The following is an 18,186-nucleotide window of genomic DNA, read 5'->3' on the forward strand; positions in this document are numbered from 1 at the left end:
TTGGAGGGATTGCGAATGAAAGAACAGGTTACTCAAAAAAAAGCGCCAGAAGCGGTTGAGGACTTTTTTCCGGTCAAAGAGGTAGATTATCTGGAATATTACACTGGAAACGCTAAACAGGCAGCGCATTTCTTCTGTACAGCCTTCGGGTTCGAGCCGGTCGCTTATTCCGGATTGGAAACGGGAAATCGTGAAACAGTTTCTTATGTGCTGCAACAGCGCAAGGTCAGAATTGTTGTGACGGGTACATTGACAGAAAGCAGCAGAGTTGCTGAATTCACGAAAAAGCACGGGGACGGGGTGAAAGATGTCGCCCTAACGGTAGATGACGTAGATAAAGCATATAAAGAAGCGGTTTCGCGTGGAGCGATTGAAATTACTCCCCCATTCACGATCGACGATGAGTATGGACCAGTAAAGAAAGCCGTGATTGGTACTTATGGTGATACGATCCACACACTGGTAGAACGTAAAGACTATAAAGGTGTGTTCATGCCTGGATTCCTTCCTGCTGATTTCGAAATCCCGCATCAATCCACTGGCATTGCCGCCATCGATCATGTGGTAGGGAATGTAGAACGTATGGAAGAATGGGTGTCTTATTATGAAAAAGTCATGGGCTTCAAGGAAATGCGCCATTTCTCGGACGAAGATATTACAACCGAGTATTCCGCGCTGATGTCTAAAGTGATGCATAACGGCGGACGGATCAAATTCCCGATCAATGAGCCGGCGGAAGGTAAAAAGAAGTCTCAAATTGAAGAGTACCTTGATTTCTATAATGGTCCTGGGGTTCAGCACATTGCTTTGATTACCGGGGATATCGTCGACACGGTAACAAAGTTACGTGAAAACGGAGTTGAATTCCTTAACACCCCGGATGCCTACTACGATGAGCTCACCGATCGTGTCGGAGAAATAGATGAAGAAATTGATAAATTGAGAGAATTGAAGATTCTGGTAGACCGTGATGACGAAGGCTATCTATTGCAGATTTTTACAAAGCCGATCGTTGACCGTCCTACGATGTTCATTGAAATTATCCAGCGTAAAGGGGCCCGTGGCTTCGGCGAAGGAAACTTCAAGGCACTCTTTGAGTCTATCGAACGCGAGCAGGAACGCAGAGGAAACCTTTAAGGGAAGGTTTGGCACGAAGCAGGTTGACTTACAGAATAATAAATAAAATCAAGGGAGAATGCTATTCTCCCTTTTTCTACTCAGAAAGTGTGGTGGATGAATCATGGAAATAAAACCGGATTCCCTGGCCTGGAAGGACGCGTATAAACTATTGATTGGTTCCGTGCTGCCAAGGCCGATTGCTTTCGTTTCTACTATAGATGAAAAAGGAAACGTAAATCTGGCACCATTCAGTTTTTTTACCGGTATCTGTGCCGATCCTATGTTGATATGTTTTGCTCCGATGCTTCGTGGAACAGATGGTGAGAAGAAGGATACATTACGGAATATTGAAGCGACGAAGGAGTTTGTCATCAACGTTGTCAGTGAAGATTTTGCCGAACAAATGAATAATACGGCGATCGAATACCGGCATGGTACCGATGAATTCGAAGCTGTCGGCTTAACGAAATCAGCGAGTGCTTCCGTCAAACCTCCTCGTGTAAAAGAAAGCAGAGTACATTTAGAGTGCGAACTTCATGAGCTGCTCCACTTCGGAAATGAACCGGGTGCCGGCAGCCTGGTGATTGGAAAGGTGAAGGTTGTACAAATTCAAGATGATTTATATGAAAATGGCCGTATTGATACAGAAAAACTGAATCCGATTGGCCGGCTGGCAGGACAGAATTACACAAAAGCGATTGCTGAAACGTTCACCCTGGAACGGAAGAAAAGTCCTGAGGGATTAAAATGAAGTATATCACGTTTCGAAATAACCTGGGAAAGATTGCTGCAGGCTGGATAGACAACGAAATAGTGGTCGATATGCAGGAGGCTTCGAACGGTAAATTACCATCAGATTTAGTAACGTTTCTCGAAAAAGAAGAAGCGTATCGCGGCCTGGTTGATCAGCTCGCAGATTCATTGAATATAGAAGATCCAGGAGTCTATCGAAAAGAAGAAGTCGAATTGTTAGCACCTTTGCCTCGGCCTGTCAGTGTCCGTGATTTTTATGCTTTTGAAGAACACGTGAAGACAGCACGGGGAAAGCGCGGACTGGACGTGGTACCGGAATGGTATGAAGTTGCTGTTTTTTATTTTTCAAATCACCTGGCAGTCAAAGGACCGAATGAAGAAGTGGCACGCCCGAAAAATTGTGAATGGCTGGATTATGAATTGGAAATCGCCTGTGTCATCGGGAAGCAAGGCCGGAATATATCTGCTGCGGAAGCGGATGATTACATATTCGGCTATTGCATTATGAACGATTGGAGTGCCCGTGACCTGCAGCGTCAGGAATTGAAGGTCGGTCTTGGGCCTGCCAAGGGGAAAGATTTCGCTACCTCGATGGGACCTTGGCTAGTCACGAAAGATGAGCTGGCTGCTTTTCAAAAAGGCGGGCGTTACGACCTTGAAATGAAAGCAGCAGTAAATGGAAAGGTCCTCTCGGAAGGCAGTTTTGAGACGATTCATTATACATTTGCTGAAATGATCGAGCGTGCTTCGGCAGACGTCACACTCTACCCTGGTGAAGTGCTCGGATCAGGTACAGTCGGTACGGGGTGCATATTAGAATTGGGAACCAATATACACCGTTGGCTGGAGCCGGGGGATGAAGTTTCCCTTGAAATTACAGGATTAGGAAAACTGACAAATAAAATTATATAAACAGTCGAAGGAGGGATCCGGGTGTTTTATCGAAGTTTAGGGGAGATTCCCCATAAGCGGCATACGATGTTCAAAAAGGAAGATGGCACGTTATTTCGTGAACAAGTGATGGGGACAAAAGGGTTTTCAGGGACTCAGTCGATTCTTTACCATCACCACATGCCGACCGAGGTGACGAAAGCAGAGCAATTGTACAGCTACCTGCCTGAATTTGAAGAACAGGATGCATTGAGACACCGTCATTTCCTGACCCCGGAAGCTGATAAAGGCGGAAATGCTTTGGATGCCCGAAATTATACATTGGGAAATGAAGATTTATTGATGGGCACCATGATAGTGACCGAACCGCTGGAAGGTTTTTATCGTAATGGGGATGGCGATGAGATGATGTTCATTCATACCGGTTCAGGAAGAATTGAAAGTATGTTCGGAACGATCACATATCGCAAAGGGGATTATATTGTTATCCCGATTGGCACCATTTATCGGCTGGTTCCGGAAGGTGAGAGTCTAATTTTCTTTGTAGAAGCCTTCAGTCAGATTACAACACCGAAGCGCTACCGCAATGAGTATGGACAATTGCTGGAACACAGCCCTTTTTGTGAGCGGGACATTCGGGGACCGGAAAAGTTAGAAACCTTCGATGAAAAAGGAGAATTTGAAGTACTTACGAAATCCCGCGGGCATGTGCACAAGCATATTTTTAACCACCATCCTCTGGATGTCGTCGGGTGGGACGGCTATCTATATCCATGGGTTTTCAACGTGGAAGACTTTGAACCAATCACAGGTCGCATTCATCAGCCGCCTCCGGTACATCAAACATTTGAAGCGCACAACTTTGTGGTTTGTTCATTTGTTCCGCGGCTGTTCGACTATCATCCGGAGTCGATTCCAGCTCCATACTATCACAGCAATGTGAACAGTGACGAAGTACTTTACTATGTCGAAGGTAACTTCATGAGCAGGAAAGGGATTAATGAACGTTCGATCACCCTGCACCCAAGCGGAATTCCTCATGGACCGCATCCTGGCACAACTGAAGCCAGCATTGGCAAAAAAGAAACCCTGGAGCTTGCGGTCATGATCGATACGTTCCGGCCGCTCAAAATCGTCAAAAAAGCAAAAGGTTATGAAGATACCAATTATATGTATACATGGGTGGAATGAAGAATAAGCTGCAACTTTTGCAGCTTTTTTTCATACTTTAGCTCCCAATTGCTGAAGACTCAGTTTCGAGGTTTCAGGTAGCGATTATGGCGGCTGGGAAAACGGATCGCTTTCCGTGGGCATGTGGTGAGCTTCCTCAGGCTTCGCCTTGCGGGATCTCACCGATCATGTTCATCCCACAGGAGTCTCACCGTTTTCCCCGCCGTCATACGTTTATTTGTGTCTCGAAACTTTATCAGCATGCTTTATAACAAAGAAAGTACATTCAAATTAGCAATGTAATAGTGTTTTCTTCACTCATTAGTGCTGGACTTTCCAAGTACGATTTCGAGTACCTTATATGGCAAGGGGCGTGGGGGAAGGTTGAGACTCCTGCGGGAAAGGATAGACTGGCAAGACCCCGCAGAGCTTTAGCTCGAGGAGGCTTGCCGGCTTCCCCGCGGAAAGCGAATCCTTCCCCAGCGCCCCTAAACTCTACCAAACATCTCGAAATCAAGTCTTCGACTTTTCGGCCCTATTGTTGAATAAGAATCTTATGAAAAAACAACAACCTTTAATTGAACCTTTTGTTAAAATTTTCACTAATAAAATGGGATTCATTATACTATTTTTGAGATTTTGTGGTATCATTAAGGTGATACAGACATAAAGTAAGAAGACCGCAGCGCCAACTGCGGTCATATGGATATCGATTCCCCCAGGGGATCGGCCGTCAGGAATAGACCTCTCCCAATCAACTTGTCCAGGGTTAATAGGGAGGTCTATTTTTTATTGGTCAGTTTGATGACCAGGGCGAGCAACGTAAGAATAAAGGTGCCAAACGCAAGCATCACCATCAGGACTTCATACGTACCCATCATAGGCATCACCCCCTTCTTCTTCGGACATGGGGCTAGCCGACCTCTCCCTACAAGATCGATATCTATTTACAAGGATACCATATTTTTCACAAAAGGGGAACAAACGTTCTGCAATTAGGGAGAAATACGCAACATATAGGAGAAAAGTACGCTTTTAAACATGGGAACAGTTATAATTCGGTTGTTTACAAGGCGGTTTGGTGCAGGCGATTTTATACATAGGAACACCACCTCCACTCAATGGTTGGGGTGGTGTTCTTTTTAGTCCTTTAAGAAAGTTTAACTTAGTTAAAAGAAATATTAGTGAATCTGTCTCGGGTTTCTTTTTTTGGTTTTTAAATCGTCCAGCCGTTTGATGAGACCTACACCAAAGTCGGCTCCGACATTCTGGCTGTAGTTTTCATTGAATATGCCGCGGGAAGATTCGTAAGCGGAAGACCCATGTTCGGAGAAGTCCAGCCCGGCGACTTCTTCTTCGCGGGGCACTCGGATGGATCCGAATCTGGTTACAATCACCAATGCGACAGAGGTAGCAGCCATTGTCCATCCTATTACGGCAGCTATCCCGATTGCTTGCACGCCGAGTAGTGCTGTCCCATCTCCATAAAGTAAACCTCCTTCTACAGAGAATATACCGACAGCAAGTGTTCCCCAAATTCCACAAACACCGTGCACTGCGATAGCTCCGACAGGGTCGTCGATCTTCAATACGCGATCGAACAACTGGACAGCTTCCACTAAGATAATTCCGGCAATCAACCCGATGACAGCAGCTCCTATTGGTGATACGTTGGCTGTTCCTGCTGTGATTCCTACTAAACCGGCAAGTGCTCCATTAAGTGTCAGAGAAGCATCGATTTGTTGAAATTTAATATAAGAGTAAGCGGCAGATGCGATGACTCCCGCAGAGGCAGACAGCAAGGTGGTAGCAATTACAGCTGGAATTAAGGCTGGATCTGCAGCCAGTGTACTTCCACCATTGAATCCGAACCACCCGAACCAAAGAATAAAGACCCCAAGTGCTCCTAGTGGAATGTTGTGGCCAGGGATGACATTTACTCTGCCGTTTGTATATTTGCCAAGGCGTGGTCCCAGGAATAGGACGGTTACGATTGCTCCCAGGGCTCCAGTCAAATGGACAACAGTAGAGCCGGCAAAGTCGACGAATCCTAGTTCAGCCAGCCAACCTCCTCCCCAAACCCAGTGACCGACAATTGGATAAATCAAGCCAGTCATAAATACAGTCAGCATCAGATACGAGCCTAGTTTCATCCGTTCGGCGACAGCACCTGAGATAATAGTGGCACATGTAGCTGCGAATACAGCCTGGAAAACGAAGAAACCTATTTGATCACTGTGCCCGTTTAAAAGGAAACCGTTGGCACCTATGAAACCGCCCAGTGAATCACCGAACATGAATCCATAGCCTGCTAAGAAGTAAAGGACAGAAGCGATTGACATAGTCATGAGGTTTTTCATTAAGATGTTCAGTGCGTTTTTAGATCTGGTGAATCCCGTTTCCACCATAGCAAATCCTGCATGCATAAAAAATACGAGAAACGCAGCGATCATCATCCAGACCATATCTACGGAACTGACCACAGATTCAACAGAGGGAGAAGCGTAAGCAAAAGTTGGAATCACCATTAATCCAGCAGATAATGACATGATTTTTTTCTTCATTTTTATATCTTCCTTCCTGTTTAAATTAAGGCTTTTTTTCCTTGTTCGCCTGTGCGGATGCGATAAACGTCTTCGATCGGGTGGATGAATATTTTGCCGTCACCGACTTGATCGGTAGCACATGTCTGCAAAATGACATCGACGATTCCTTCTACTTCATGGTTTTCACATACCATTTCTACCTTCACTTTCGGGTAAAGTTTGACCTCATAGCGATTACCTCGGAAGATACCTTCCTGGCCTTTTTGCTGGCCACATCCCGCTACTTCAGATACCGTCAACCCGTTAATTCCCATGGTGTCAAGATCATGTCGCAATGTCTGGAAGGCTTCCGGGCGAATGATAGCCTCAATCTTTTTCATTGATTAGCTCCTCCTAAATTTTAATGTTAGGTTTTATAACATATAATGTTATGTTTATATATAATACCGTTAATTTTCTGAAAAATCAAGAACTAATTTTGAATTATGTTAGGAAAGTTAACACGAACCAATAAAAAAAGACCTGCCCAACAGTTGAGCAGGATGGTGGATCACAGTTCATCAAACCCGTTATCCTCAGAGACTTTGGTATATTGTCTTGATTTCTGTTCAAAAAAGTCCGATTTACCTTCGTCTACCTCTTGATAAGCCCTTATCCATTTCAATGGATTTTTATCATACCCAGGGAATGGTTTATCGGCGCCCATTTGTTTGCTGCGTTTATTGGCCAAAAACTTAATATAATCCTCAAGGTCAGTCATTGGAATTTCAGGGAAGTTATCTCCAATGATATAATTTCCCCATTTGATTTCCAGCTCTGCAGCTTTACGGAACGTCTCCTCAACAAACTGGTGGTACCTTTGCTTATCTATGTGCGGGTTTTCTTTTAATGTTTCCTTGAAAATATTTGCGAACAGGGTAACGTGGATCTGTTCGTCACGGTTGATATAGTTGATCATTGTACTGGTCGATACCATCTTTCCATTGCGAGCGAGGTTGTAGAAAAAAGAGAACCCTGCATAAAAGAACAATCCTTCCAGCACTACATCATAAACCAGTGATTCTAAAAACGTTTCAGGTGAAGGTTTATCCGCGAATGCTTGATACCCCTGGATAATGAAGTCGTTCCGTTCGATCAGCACTTCATCATGTTTCCAGTATTCAAAAATGTTGTTTTGTTCTTGTTGATCTACCAACGAAGAAAGTACATAGGAATAAGATTGATTATGGACTACTTCCTGGAAAGAGAGAACCTGCATAAGCGCCACAAGGCTTGAGTCTGTTAAATAATCGGCTATTTTACTGGAGTAATCTGTTTGGATAGAGTCTAAAAATGCGAGCAAGCCAATGATTTTTTTGAACGTATCCTGTTCTTGTCTGGTCAGTGTATTCCATTGTCTGATATCGTTGCTCATGTTGATTTCATTAGGGATCCAAAAGTTTGCGAGCATGTTCTTGTACATTGGATAAGCCCATGGAAACCGTATATCATCCCAATTGAGTACATTCGAGCTATTTCCATTGATGATTCCAGTAGATGCGTTAGGCGCCTGATGGTCTGAGATTTTACGTTTCTTTAAGGTGTTAGTCATGTCTGAGCCTCCTTAAGATGAACAGCTTTCGCATTCAAAATCTTGCTGACTTGAAGTTGAGCGTGTATAGTAGGTGGTTTTCAATCCGTTTTTCCAGGCGCTAAGATGTAAATGAAGCAGCTCTTTTGCTTTGATTGTGTTTTTGACATAAAAATTGAACGATATGGACTGGTCGATATACTTTTGCCTTGCACTGTTTTGCTTGATACTTGTATGTTGGTCGATTTCATGTGCCGCTTTATAGTACCAGTAGGTTTCCGGTGATAAATCAGGAGCGGTCACTGGTATCTTATAGTCTTTTTTTTCTTCGGAATAAAACTTTTTAAAAATAGGGTCGATACTGGCGGTACTTCCGGCGATCAGCGACGTACTGGAGTTAGGAGCTATCGCCATCAAGTAACCATTTCTGATTCCGTGTTCAGCCACATCCCTCTGAAGGTTTTCCCAATCGATTTTTGAATTACTTCTTAGGTCGCGCTTCGTAAAATACTCACCAGTTTCCCAATCTGATCCTTGGAAAGCCGGGTAGGATCCTTTTTCTTTTGCCAAATCCATACTTGCCTGAATCGTATAATAAGCGATTTTTTCATAAACCTCATGGGTGTAGTGAACCGCTTCTTCTGATTCCCATTTGATTTGCTTAAGGGCAAGCAGATGAGCCCAGCCGAATGTTCCGAGTCCTATACTGCGATATTTCTGATTGGTCAGCTTGGCTTGCATCACAGGAATGGTGTTCTGGTCGATGACATTATCCAGCATTCTGACCTGAATTGGAATCAGCCTTTCCAGAACATTCTCTGGTACCGCTTTTCCAAGGTTGATACTGGATAAGTTACAAACCACAAAATCACCCGGGTTCCGGACGATATGCAGCTTGCCTTCTTTGACATATTGCTCTTCTTGAATTGTAGGGCTCTGATTCTGCGTGATTTCCGTGCAGAGATTGCTGCAATAAATCATCCCTGCATGGCCGTTGGGGTTTTTGCGATTGACTTCATCACGGTAAAACATATAAGGTGTTCCGGTTTCTAATTGACTGACCATGATGCGTTTCATGATTTCGATGGCTGGGATACATTGTTTTGTCAAATCGGGATGATTAATACAAGCCTGGTATTTCTCCCGGAACATCCCTTTGCCTTTATTTTCGTCATAGTAATCTTCTAACGAAAATCCCATGATTTCTTTGACTTCATGCGGGTCGAATAAGTACCAATCGTCCCTTGCCTCTACCGCTTCCATGAAAATATCTGGTATACAAACGCCTGAAAATAAATCATGAGTACGCTGACGTTCATCACCATTATTCAGTCGGGCATCTAAAAAAGAGAAAATATCCTTATGCCATACATCAAGGTAAACGGCAATCGCTCCCTGGCGCTGGCCCAGCTGGTCAACGCTTACCGCCGTGTTATTCAGTTGCTTCATCCAGGGAATCACGCCTGACGATACCCCGCTGAATCCTTTGATATCGCTTCCTCGTCCTCTTATTTTGCCTAGATAGACCCCGATGCCACCTCCGTGCTTGCTTAAGTTGGCGGTGTCTGTATTACTATCAAAAATAGATTGCAAGCTGTCATCTATCGTATCGATGAAGCATGAACTCAGCTGCCCATAACTTTTCCCGGCGTTAGCCAGGGTAGGGGTGGCGACTGTCATGTACAGGTTGCTGAGTGCCCAATAAGCTTCTTTAATAAGAGGCAGGCGTTGAGATTTCTTTTCTTTTTTCATTAAAGTCATGGCAATAATCATGAATCGTTCCTGAGGTAATTCAAACAGCCTTCCTTGTTTATCTTTTGCAAGGTAACGGTCATGGAGAGTTTTCAGTCCGATATAAGTCAACAGCGTATCTCGCTCTGGCAGGATAGCCTGTTCCAGCTCTGTAATTTCAGAGATGGTGTAAGATTCCAGCAAATTAGGATCGTAAATACCTTCTTCAATCATACTTGTAATCATTCGATGAAAGTCACGGTATGGCTTTCTGTTGTTCCTATTATTCGCAGCAGTCCTATACATTTGTTCAAGCTGCAATTCGGCAGCGAAATAAGTCCAGTCAGGGTTTTGTTCGTCAATCAAAGCAAGGCTTTCTAAAATTAACTGGTTCGCTTGTTCGTCATTAGATATGGTGCCAATGGTGGTTAGTCTTTCTTTGATAGGATTCAAATCCAGGTGGGAAAAGCGGTTCTCCCGTACTTTCAACCAACTATTCCAATTGATATTCTGAGGGGCATATGTTTGTACCATGGTTTCACTCCTTTTAACATAATAACAAAAGCGCAAGCGCCTTGCTCACCCCCGACAAGCTTAAGACAAGCCTCGGCGTGACGTTCTCTGTCACAAAGAGGATTGACTTAAGACCTCGAGGGGGTAGGCGCTGGAGCTGGATGTGGCTCACCTTGTACAGTTATCCACAAATAGAAAATTTTATAATTTCCTAGACAATAAAAAAAACCGCCCATTTGAGCGGATGAAACCATGGAACAATGAGAAGGTATCGACAACGTAGATAGACGGTCCCTTTATTCCATCGTTTCATCTTCTCAATCCCCGAAGAAGTCGAAACTTGATGCGAATAGAGACAGGTCTCCTGACTTGTGCTTCCGCCTAATCCGGTCCTTCCCATGCATCTCTTGCACAGTGGATGTCCGTTTCGTCAGCACTTACAGTTGCGGGGGCAGTTCTGGTTTCGCACCAGATTCCCTATTAAGCCTTGTGGCATCCGCTATTCGCTGATACTATATATTGTGTTTTTATTGTTCTTTGATTAGCTTATCTTGTGTTTTAATGATAACGAATTCAAAAGCTATATGCAAGATATTTCTCGTGAAAGGAGTTATACATAAACTGTAGAATAATATTATATAGCGTACAGACAGGAGGAAGAAGGCATGAATAAGAAGTTTGCATGGCATAAAGAAGCTGAACGACAATGGGACGATCGCGTTGATTTTTGGAACCAGAACAGTAAAGACATGTGGGATGAAGGAAGTCGGAAGACGATCATTCCCTTTATACAAAAACACATTGCACCAGATGCTACCATCGCAGATATCGGCTGCGGGGATGGGTATGGATCCTATCGTTTGCATCAAGCAGGATATCAAGTGACAGGGATCGATATTTCCCCAGCAATGGTTGAACGGGCGAAACGTCAGCTGAAGATGGGGGAATTGACGTTTATACAGGGGGATCTGGCTGGATTGGATTTAGACAAAGAAAGTTTTGATGCCATCATGGCGATCAATTGTCTGGAATGGACAGAAGTTCCTTCTGATGGCTTAAAAGAAATGGTACGAATCCTTCGTCCAGGCGGGAAATTATGCATTGGAGTTCTCGGCCCGACAGCGGCACCACGTAAAAATAGTTACCGGCGGTTATATGGGGAAGACGTCATCTGCAATACGATGATGCCGTGGGAATTTAAAACGCTGGCTGAAGAAATGGGTTTGAAAGTTATCGATGGCCATGGTGTATATAAACGTGGAGTGAGTGATAAACGGCTGAAGGGCCTCCCGGTTGAATTACAGCAAGCTCTTACTTTTATGTGGGTATTCATGCTTGAAAAAAGTCTTAATAAAATTTGAATGAAGGTTCTAGTCAGTAAAATAGCAAGAAACTAATTATTTCGTGTGTTTAACTTTTCTTCCCTTAAGGAAAACTAATCAAAACGGAAGGAGAGATGACAGCGATGAACAATCAGGAGTTAAAAGATAAAGTACTCCAGGTATTGGAGAACAATAAGGTAGGAACTTTGGCAACGGTGAAAAATAACCGTCCCCATTCCCGCTACATGACGTTTTTCAATAAAGAATTAACATTATATACGCCGACCAACAAAGAGACTCATAAAGCTGAAGAAATAGAAGCTAACCCCTATGTGCATATCCTGATCGGCTATGAAGGAGAGGGATTTGGAGATGCCTACCTGGAAGTAGAAGGGAAAGCTGAAATTAAAGAAGATAAAGAGCTGAAGGAACAGTTTTGGAATGATTATATGAAAAACTGGTTCGATGGCCCCGAGGATCCAGAATACATTATTCTTAAAATCACTCCAGAACAGGTTAGGCTGATGAATAAAGGAGATACTACACCTCAAACCCTGGAATTGTAATGAAAAAACGCGCCCTGGCTTAGCTGGGGCGCGTTTTTTATTCTAATAGAGTTTTCCTGTTGTTTTTTGGTGTATGCCTTCTTAATGGTGCAATGCATGCTGAATCGTTTCATTCAATACGTTCAATACATGTTCGTCATCATGAGAGTAATAAATGGAAGTTCCTTCACGCCGGAATTTAACAAGGCGCAGATTTTTTAAGAAACGTAATTGATGGGAAACAGTTGATTGCCGTAAGTGGAGGTGTTCGGAAATTTCGTTGACACTGAACTCCCGGTTGAATAACAAATTCAATATCCTGATTCTTGTCGGGTCCGATAGTGCTTTAAAGGTTTGAGACACGAGAAACAATGTTTCCTCGTCCAGGTCTATATAGTTAGAGTCATCCATGCTGCACCTCTCCCTCCTCGTCATCGTTTTCCTTTACGGAACATCGTTCATCCTCATACTCGATTTCGATTGTAATATGATCTAAGTGGATAGGTTCTATGATTTCCTTTACTTCCTCTTTGATAGTACAGACTTGGTCTTTAGTAGCATCTTTAGGAACCACAATATGAGTGGAGAAAGCGTGATGTTCCCCGTCCAGAGACCAAAGGTGAGTGTGGTGTGTCGACTCTACGTTTGACAGCTGGTTCATTTTATCAATGATATCGTGGTAATTGATATTTTCAGGGACACCTTCTAAAAACAAGCGCATCGTTTGGGTCAGATTTTTAACTACGTTATATAAAATGAAGATCGTAATACCGATGGATGCGATTGGATCAAGGATTGGTAAATCTGCAAAGAACATGATGATACTGACCAGCAGGACAGCAGCCCAACCAAGAACGTCTTCAAGCAGGTGCCAGGTCATCACTTTCGAATTCATCGATTCTCCGCCGCGCAGCCGGAAGACAGCGGCACCATTGACGATGATACCTAATATGGCAAGTATGATCATTCCGCCAGGGTCTGGTTGCGCAGGGTTTAGTAATCGGGGAATGGCTTCTGTCAAGATGAAGACCGACCCGACAATTAGAACGATACTGTTAATTAAGGCGGCCAATAAAGAAAAACGTTTGTAGCCAAAAGAGAAATTTTTCGTTTTCCCTTTTTTAGAGAAATTCTGCAGGAACCAGGCAAGCCCTAAAGACAAGGAGTCGCCTAAATCATGCAGGGCATCGGATAAAATCGCCATGCTATTGGTCATAATGCCGCCGATAATTTCGATGATGGTGAAAGTGAAATTAAGGAAGAATGCCACTTTAATATTACCTGTGGTATGGTCATGGTGATGATGGTGGTGGTGTGACATGGTAAGCCCTCTTTTCTTTCATGTGTTTATATGAGTATATGTGCATATATGTATCGTATGTAAATAAAAGAAGATTGTCAACAATATTTATAAAAGCATGAACAATGATAATTCCTATGTTATGCGCTACAATGTACGATAACTTATATCTTTTGGAGGTGGATGATGATAGTCGCCCAGCCTTACATCGACACAGTCAGGAAAGTCGACATTGATGGCCAGCATTATGTGGAAACTAATCATGAATTGGTGTTGACTGAAACGGAAATCATTTCCCGTGACTATCGTTTTGCGTTGAAGAACGTCTTTGATATCTCCTACCGTCCAGTCAGGGAGGGGGTAGGGTTATTGTATCTACACACAAACCAGGGGGTGGTACCATTTAAATTGAACACCCCCCCTGATGAATTCATTGCAGCATACAAATCAATCAGATGATATGTCAGAAGTCAGTTGGCTGCACCTTTAAGAGTCTGCGTTCAGCCTTGTAGTAATCGAGTTCATGATCCGTCATCAAAGCCAGATCATATAATTTATCTAATAAATATTTCCTGTCCATGTCATAGATGAACTCCGTTCCGATATGGTCGACTGTATTGTTGGCAAACTCCCAAAGTGCATCATGTTTATCGGGATCGATGGTTTGGGCTGCCAACGTGAGGGCGACGATTATTTCTGTGATAATCGGATAATTTTCTCGCGCATAATGCCGTATATACCCGAATCCTCGATATAGATAGTAACCAAAATCTTCGGAGTCCATGATGATTCGTACCTGTTTTTCTGAGTCATGCAAATAAGGGGTAAAGGTGATGTAACTATCAACCGAAACAAGCAGGTCTGCCATCTGATGAATTGTATTAATGGTAGTGTTCGGGTCATTATTACTGATACTTTTAACCCCAATTTCAGCCAGCTTGGTCATTCCCATTTTTATGTCCTGAATCTCCGTTTCTTTATGGCCGATCTCAATCAGACTGCGATATTTTTCTTCATCTATTTGTTCTTTACCTGGCCCCCAATAGGAAAAGAGCCGGTTATTTACTAAAGTGAAATCACCTACTTTGGCATGTAGTTTGATAATGATATCATCTTTTCTTGCTTCTTCTAATATAGCCTGGAATTGGATTAATTGGATGTACCCTACTCGTGGAGCAGTGACAATCACTTCTTCGCCTTTGTAGCGCTCATATAAGTCGCCGGGTTCATTGGTCCGGAATTCCTCTAATTCATTATGAAGCGTTTCTTTGATGATTTCTTTTGATGCATTGTTCATCGTAATGGTTATATTGTGCACCTGCATCCATGTGACAGCATGGTTGATGAAGAAAATAAAAACCATCACAGTAAGAAATGCGAGAAATACCGTTGTCCCGGGGATGGCTACATAGTATTCATTGCGTTGGCTGGTGACAAACAGGAATACAACAAGTACATAGACAAAGCTTCCATGGAAAATCCCCAGTACATGTTGTGTTTTCCGATCAGCTACGAAGTTCACCAGCATTCGAGGTGAGAATTGACCGCTGAATGTGGTCAATACAACAAGAACGGAGTTCAGCGTAAAGGCACTTAGTGTCAGAATGCCACCGATCAGGGCTGCTAGCAACGTTTGAGAAGCAGAGGCCCGGGCATGGAAAAAGGTAGGTACATATTGGGATAATTCCACTTGATAATCTAAATAAAGTGTTATGGCAGTAAGCAGCAAAGCGGATGCTACATAGACGAAGGGTGTAAACCACAATGTTTTTTGTAGCTCATGCTGGCGCTGTCGTTTAGACATCTGAAAATATTTTAGCAGGTCGAACGGCAAAATTTTACTCATCATGCTTGCATACCCCTTTATAACTATAATAATGATTGAATAATAGGCAGTTACCCTGTCTATAGTCGGATAAAACCAGAAATGAAAGGACAAGGGTGATGATTACTAGTTTCTGACAATCTAATACATTTATTCGATAACACGGAGGAGTGAAAGCTTTTGGAATGGAAACAGCAATCATTTCAACAATTATCTAACAAGAAGTTATATCAAATTCTGAAATTACGGGTGGACATATTTGTCGTAGAACAAGAATGTGCGTATCCGGAACTGGATGACCACGATGAAACTTCTACACACCTTTGGCTTGAGGAAGCGAATGAAATCATTGCTTATTGCCGGTTAGTTCCTGCGGGAGACAAGTATCCTTATGTTTCGATAGGGAGAGTGGTGGTCAACCAGAAATACCGGAGACAGGGATATGCCGAGGAGCTTATGAATAAAGCTATCTCAGCTGTGAAAGACCAGGGTGAAGTAAAGGAAATATTTCTTCAGGGGCAAGAGCACCTCCGACATTTTTACAGCTCTTTCGGGTTCAAGGAAATTTCCGATGTCTATATGGATGATGGCATCCCCCATGTGGATATGCTGTTGCAGCTTGATTGATACCTGATGCATATCGCTTGTTTGAATTCCTCTATAAGGTGGAAAATAAGAGATGTATAATAAAACATTGGAGGTATATAACGATGAGCCAACAACAGTTCACGAAACAATATATCAACGGAGAGTGGTTAGCAGGCTCAAGTGATAAAAAGGTAGAAAATATCAATCCTTATACAGAAGAAGTGATTGGGGTCATTCCTTCTGCCAATGCAGAGGATTTAGATAAAGCATATAAAGGTGCAAAGCAGGCACAAAAAGAATGGGAGAAGTCGCTTCCTGCTGAAAAGCAGGCCAATTTTGAGAGACTTGTCCAAATCATGGATGATCGGAAAGAGGAAATCATTGATTGGCTGATCAAGGAATCAGGAAGTACAAAAATCAAGTCAGAAATTGAATTTCAGGCAGCCAGAGCGATTGTGAAGGAGTCTGTTTCTTTTCCTGCTAGGATGACAGGCACGATTTTACCTTCCAATACACCAGGAAAAGAAAACCGTGTTTATCGTAAAGCAAAGGGAGTCGTAGGTGTCATTGGTCCATGGAACTTCCCATTCCATTTGGCGCTGCGTTCGATAGCACCTGCAATTGCAACTGGTAATACAGTAGTAGTGAAACCTGCATCGGATGCACCGGTTACTGCTGGCCTGTTGATTGCGGATCTATTTGAAGAAGCCGGATTTCCGGCAGGTGTCTTGAATGTAGTGGTCGGTCGCGGTTCTGAAATTGGAGATGACTTCCTGACTCATCCGATTCCGAAAGTATTTTCCTTTACAGGTTCCACAGAAGTAGGCAGCCATATCGGTGAACTTGCAGGGAAAAATATTAAAGAAACAACACTGGAACTCGGCGGCAATAATGCCATGATCGTTCTTGAAGATGCAGATATCGATAAGGCCGTAGAAGCAGCTGCGTTTGGTAAATACCTGCATCAGGGGCAGATATGCATGGCGATCAACCGTGTCATAGTTCATGAGCAGGTTCATGATGATTTTGTAGAAGCATTCAGAAAGAAAGTAGAAGGATTGAAAGCTGGTGATCCTTCCGAGGATGGTACGGTAGTAGGACCATTGATCAACCGTGATCAAGTCGAACGTATCCAGAAAGATATTGAAGAAAGTGTGCAGCAAGGAGCAACGAAATTGGTCGACGGTGATGTAAAAGGCAACCTGATGGATCCGATTGTGCTGACGGATGTTACCAATGAAATGCCGATTGCTAAAAACGAAATTTTTGGCCCAGTCATGCCGATCATCCAGGTGAAGGATGAAGAACAGGCAATCCGGTTTGCTAATGGCACGCCTTATGGGCTGAGCGGTTCTGTATTCACAGAAGACAGACATCGTGGTGCCCTGGTGGCTGATCAAATTGAAACAGGGATGATTCATGTCAATGATCAATCTGTAAACGACGAAGCGCATGTAGCCTTCGGCGGTGAAAAAGATTCCGGAGTCGGCCGTTTCAACGGTCAGTGGGCCATTGATAAATTCACCACTGAAAAATGGATCAGTGTACAAAATGAATATCGCGAATTTCCATTTTAATTCTAATAGGAGGGGAGTAATCCCCTCCTTATTTAGTTTATTCAAGTATATGGCCGAATTGTGGAAGACTCAGTTTCAAAGTAATTTGGGTTCGTTACCGAGACAGGGGAAAGGGTGGCTGGGAAACGATTCGCTTTCCTGTGGGGGGAGGCTGGCAAGCCTCCTCGGCCGTTTCACGACCTGTGGGGTCTCGCCTAGCCCCTTCTCCCACGGGAGTCTCACCGTTTCCCCGCCACCTTATCCATATTTTGACGAACGAACCCTACGTTGTGAGAAGATATCTTCCACATTTTTCTGCATGAAAAGCTCAATGATTCAGGACATAAGCTCTTTTCAGCTGTTAAGATGGTGGTTCCGCATATCGATGTTTCCGTTAGTCTTACAAACGCAAGGAGGGCCGGGAAATTGCGAGTCCTCGAAAATGCTACGCATTTTCTTCGTGCGGTGTTTATTCAAGAAGCTTATTCAAAGTCCTATGGGAGGATAGGACATGGTGAGATCCCGCAAGGCGGAGCCTGAGGAAGCTCACTGTCCGCCCATGGAAAGCGAGTGATTTCCCTGACCCCCAAACCGTTACTATCGTAACGGAAACAGTTTCTCTCGAAACTGAGTCTTCAGGAAAAGGGAGCTTAACTGTAACATTAATACTGAAATTCAGCAGAGCTAAAGTCAATGGGTGAAACTTTCCGATCGGAGAATCGTATAGGTTAATAACACCGTACTGGAGGGGGAATAA

At 43.4% G+C, this 18,186-nt stretch carries 17 protein-coding genes and 1 riboswitch; of the genes, 9 read left to right on the plus strand and 8 right to left on the minus strand.

Features of this window, described 5'->3' with window-relative positions; translation table 11 throughout:
- Positions 1-15: 15 nt before the first annotated feature.
- From hppD to P855_RS0119660, 4 genes are all read left to right on the plus strand, one after another.
- The gene (gene hppD, locus P855_RS0119645) at positions 16-1,137 is read left to right on the plus strand and encodes a 4-hydroxyphenylpyruvate dioxygenase (RefSeq protein WP_028785141.1); all 1,122 of its coding nucleotides are present in this window, start codon (positions 16-18) and stop codon (positions 1,135-1,137) included.
- Between the two features lie 103 nt (positions 1,138-1,240).
- Positions 1,241-1,870: a flavin reductase family protein gene (locus tag P855_RS0119650; protein WP_028785142.1), complete on the plus strand. Its 630-nt coding sequence runs from the start codon at positions 1,241-1,243 to the stop codon at positions 1,868-1,870.
- Complete coding sequence (locus P855_RS0119655; protein WP_028785143.1) at positions 1,867-2,784, plus strand: fumarylacetoacetate hydrolase family protein; 918 nt, start codon at positions 1,867-1,869, stop codon at positions 2,782-2,784. The genes P855_RS0119650 and P855_RS0119655 overlap by 4 nt, the downstream gene beginning before the upstream one ends.
- 15 nt (positions 2,785-2,799) lie before the next feature.
- Positions 2,800-3,954, plus strand: coding sequence for a homogentisate 1,2-dioxygenase (locus P855_RS0119660; protein ID WP_028785144.1), 1,155 nt, complete (start codon positions 2,800-2,802; stop codon positions 3,952-3,954).
- Between the two features lie 761 nt (positions 3,955-4,715).
- Here P855_RS0119660 and P855_RS21960 read toward each other — a convergent pair.
- From P855_RS21960 to P855_RS0119685, 5 genes are all read right to left on the minus strand, one after another.
- Complete coding sequence (locus P855_RS21960; RefSeq protein WP_143030722.1) at positions 4,716-4,814, minus strand: putative holin-like toxin; 99 nt, start codon at positions 4,812-4,814, stop codon at positions 4,716-4,718.
- 300 nt (positions 4,815-5,114) lie between these two features.
- On the minus strand, positions 5,115-6,497 hold the full coding sequence (locus tag P855_RS0119670; protein ID WP_028785145.1) for an ammonium transporter: 1,383 nt from the start codon (positions 6,495-6,497) through the stop codon (positions 5,115-5,117).
- 20 nt (positions 6,498-6,517) lie between these two features.
- The gene (locus P855_RS0119675; protein WP_028785146.1) at positions 6,518-6,859 is read right to left on the minus strand and encodes a P-II family nitrogen regulator; all 342 of its coding nucleotides are present in this window, start codon (positions 6,857-6,859) and stop codon (positions 6,518-6,520) included.
- 170 nt (positions 6,860-7,029) lie between these two features.
- Positions 7,030-8,070 carry a ribonucleotide-diphosphate reductase subunit beta gene (locus P855_RS0119680; RefSeq protein ID WP_028785147.1) on the minus strand — a complete coding sequence of 347 codons (1,041 nt, stop codon included), beginning with the start codon at positions 8,068-8,070 and terminating at the stop codon, positions 7,030-7,032.
- Between the two features lie 12 nt (positions 8,071-8,082).
- Positions 8,083-10,314, minus strand: coding sequence for a ribonucleoside-diphosphate reductase subunit alpha (locus P855_RS0119685; RefSeq protein ID WP_051353339.1), 2,232 nt, complete (start codon positions 10,312-10,314; stop codon positions 8,083-8,085).
- A gap of 315 nt (positions 10,315-10,629) precedes the next feature.
- Positions 10,630-10,808, minus strand: a riboswitch (cobalamin riboswitch).
- Between the two features lie 150 nt (positions 10,809-10,958).
- Here P855_RS0119685 and P855_RS0119690 point away from each other — a divergent pair.
- Both P855_RS0119690 and P855_RS0119695 read left to right on the plus strand, forming a co-directional pair.
- Entirely contained in the window at positions 10,959-11,654 is a 696-nt protein-coding gene (locus P855_RS0119690; RefSeq protein WP_028785149.1) for a class I SAM-dependent methyltransferase, read from the plus strand.
- A 104-nt stretch (positions 11,655-11,758) separates the two neighbouring features.
- On the plus strand, positions 11,759-12,181 hold the full coding sequence (locus P855_RS0119695; RefSeq protein WP_028785150.1) for a pyridoxamine 5'-phosphate oxidase family protein: 423 nt from the start codon (positions 11,759-11,761) through the stop codon (positions 12,179-12,181).
- 81 nt (positions 12,182-12,262) lie between these two features.
- Here the strand turns inward: P855_RS0119695 and P855_RS0119700 are convergent, their stop codons facing one another.
- Positions 12,263-12,571: an ArsR/SmtB family transcription factor gene (locus P855_RS0119700; protein ID WP_028785151.1), complete on the minus strand. Its 309-nt coding sequence runs from the start codon at positions 12,569-12,571 to the stop codon at positions 12,263-12,265.
- Positions 12,564-13,481, minus strand: coding sequence for a cation diffusion facilitator family transporter (locus P855_RS0119705; protein ID WP_028785152.1), 918 nt, complete (start codon positions 13,479-13,481; stop codon positions 12,564-12,566). The genes P855_RS0119700 and P855_RS0119705 overlap by 8 nt, the downstream gene beginning before the upstream one ends.
- 165 nt (positions 13,482-13,646) lie before the next feature.
- Here P855_RS0119705 and P855_RS0119710 point away from each other — a divergent pair, with 165 nt between their 5' ends.
- Positions 13,647-13,919 (plus strand): hypothetical protein, encoded by a 273-nt coding sequence (locus P855_RS0119710; RefSeq protein WP_084315781.1) that lies wholly within the window; start codon positions 13,647-13,649, stop codon positions 13,917-13,919.
- A gap of 4 nt (positions 13,920-13,923) precedes the next feature.
- On the opposite strand, the gene P855_RS0119715 is transcribed toward P855_RS0119710, so the two are convergent.
- A complete protein-coding gene (locus tag P855_RS0119715; protein ID WP_028785154.1) occupies positions 13,924-15,309 on the minus strand; it encodes a DUF2254 domain-containing protein in 1,386 nt (461 codons plus the stop codon).
- Positions 15,310-15,465: 156 nt separating this feature from the next.
- Here P855_RS0119715 and P855_RS0119720 point away from each other — a divergent pair, with 156 nt between their 5' ends.
- Together P855_RS0119720 and P855_RS0119725 are read left to right on the plus strand one after the other, a co-directional pair.
- The gene (locus tag P855_RS0119720; RefSeq protein ID WP_028785155.1) at positions 15,466-15,912 is read left to right on the plus strand and encodes a GNAT family N-acetyltransferase; all 447 of its coding nucleotides are present in this window, start codon (positions 15,466-15,468) and stop codon (positions 15,910-15,912) included.
- A gap of 83 nt (positions 15,913-15,995) precedes the next feature.
- On the plus strand, positions 15,996-17,450 hold the full coding sequence (locus tag P855_RS0119725; RefSeq protein ID WP_028785156.1) for an aldehyde dehydrogenase family protein: 1,455 nt from the start codon (positions 15,996-15,998) through the stop codon (positions 17,448-17,450).
- Positions 17,451-18,186 lie beyond the last annotated feature (736 nt).

The sequence above is a fragment of the Thalassobacillus devorans MSP14 genome, assembly GCF_000496835.1.
Taxonomy (GTDB): domain Bacteria; phylum Bacillota; class Bacilli; order Bacillales; family Halobacillaceae; genus Thalassobacillus; species Thalassobacillus devorans_B.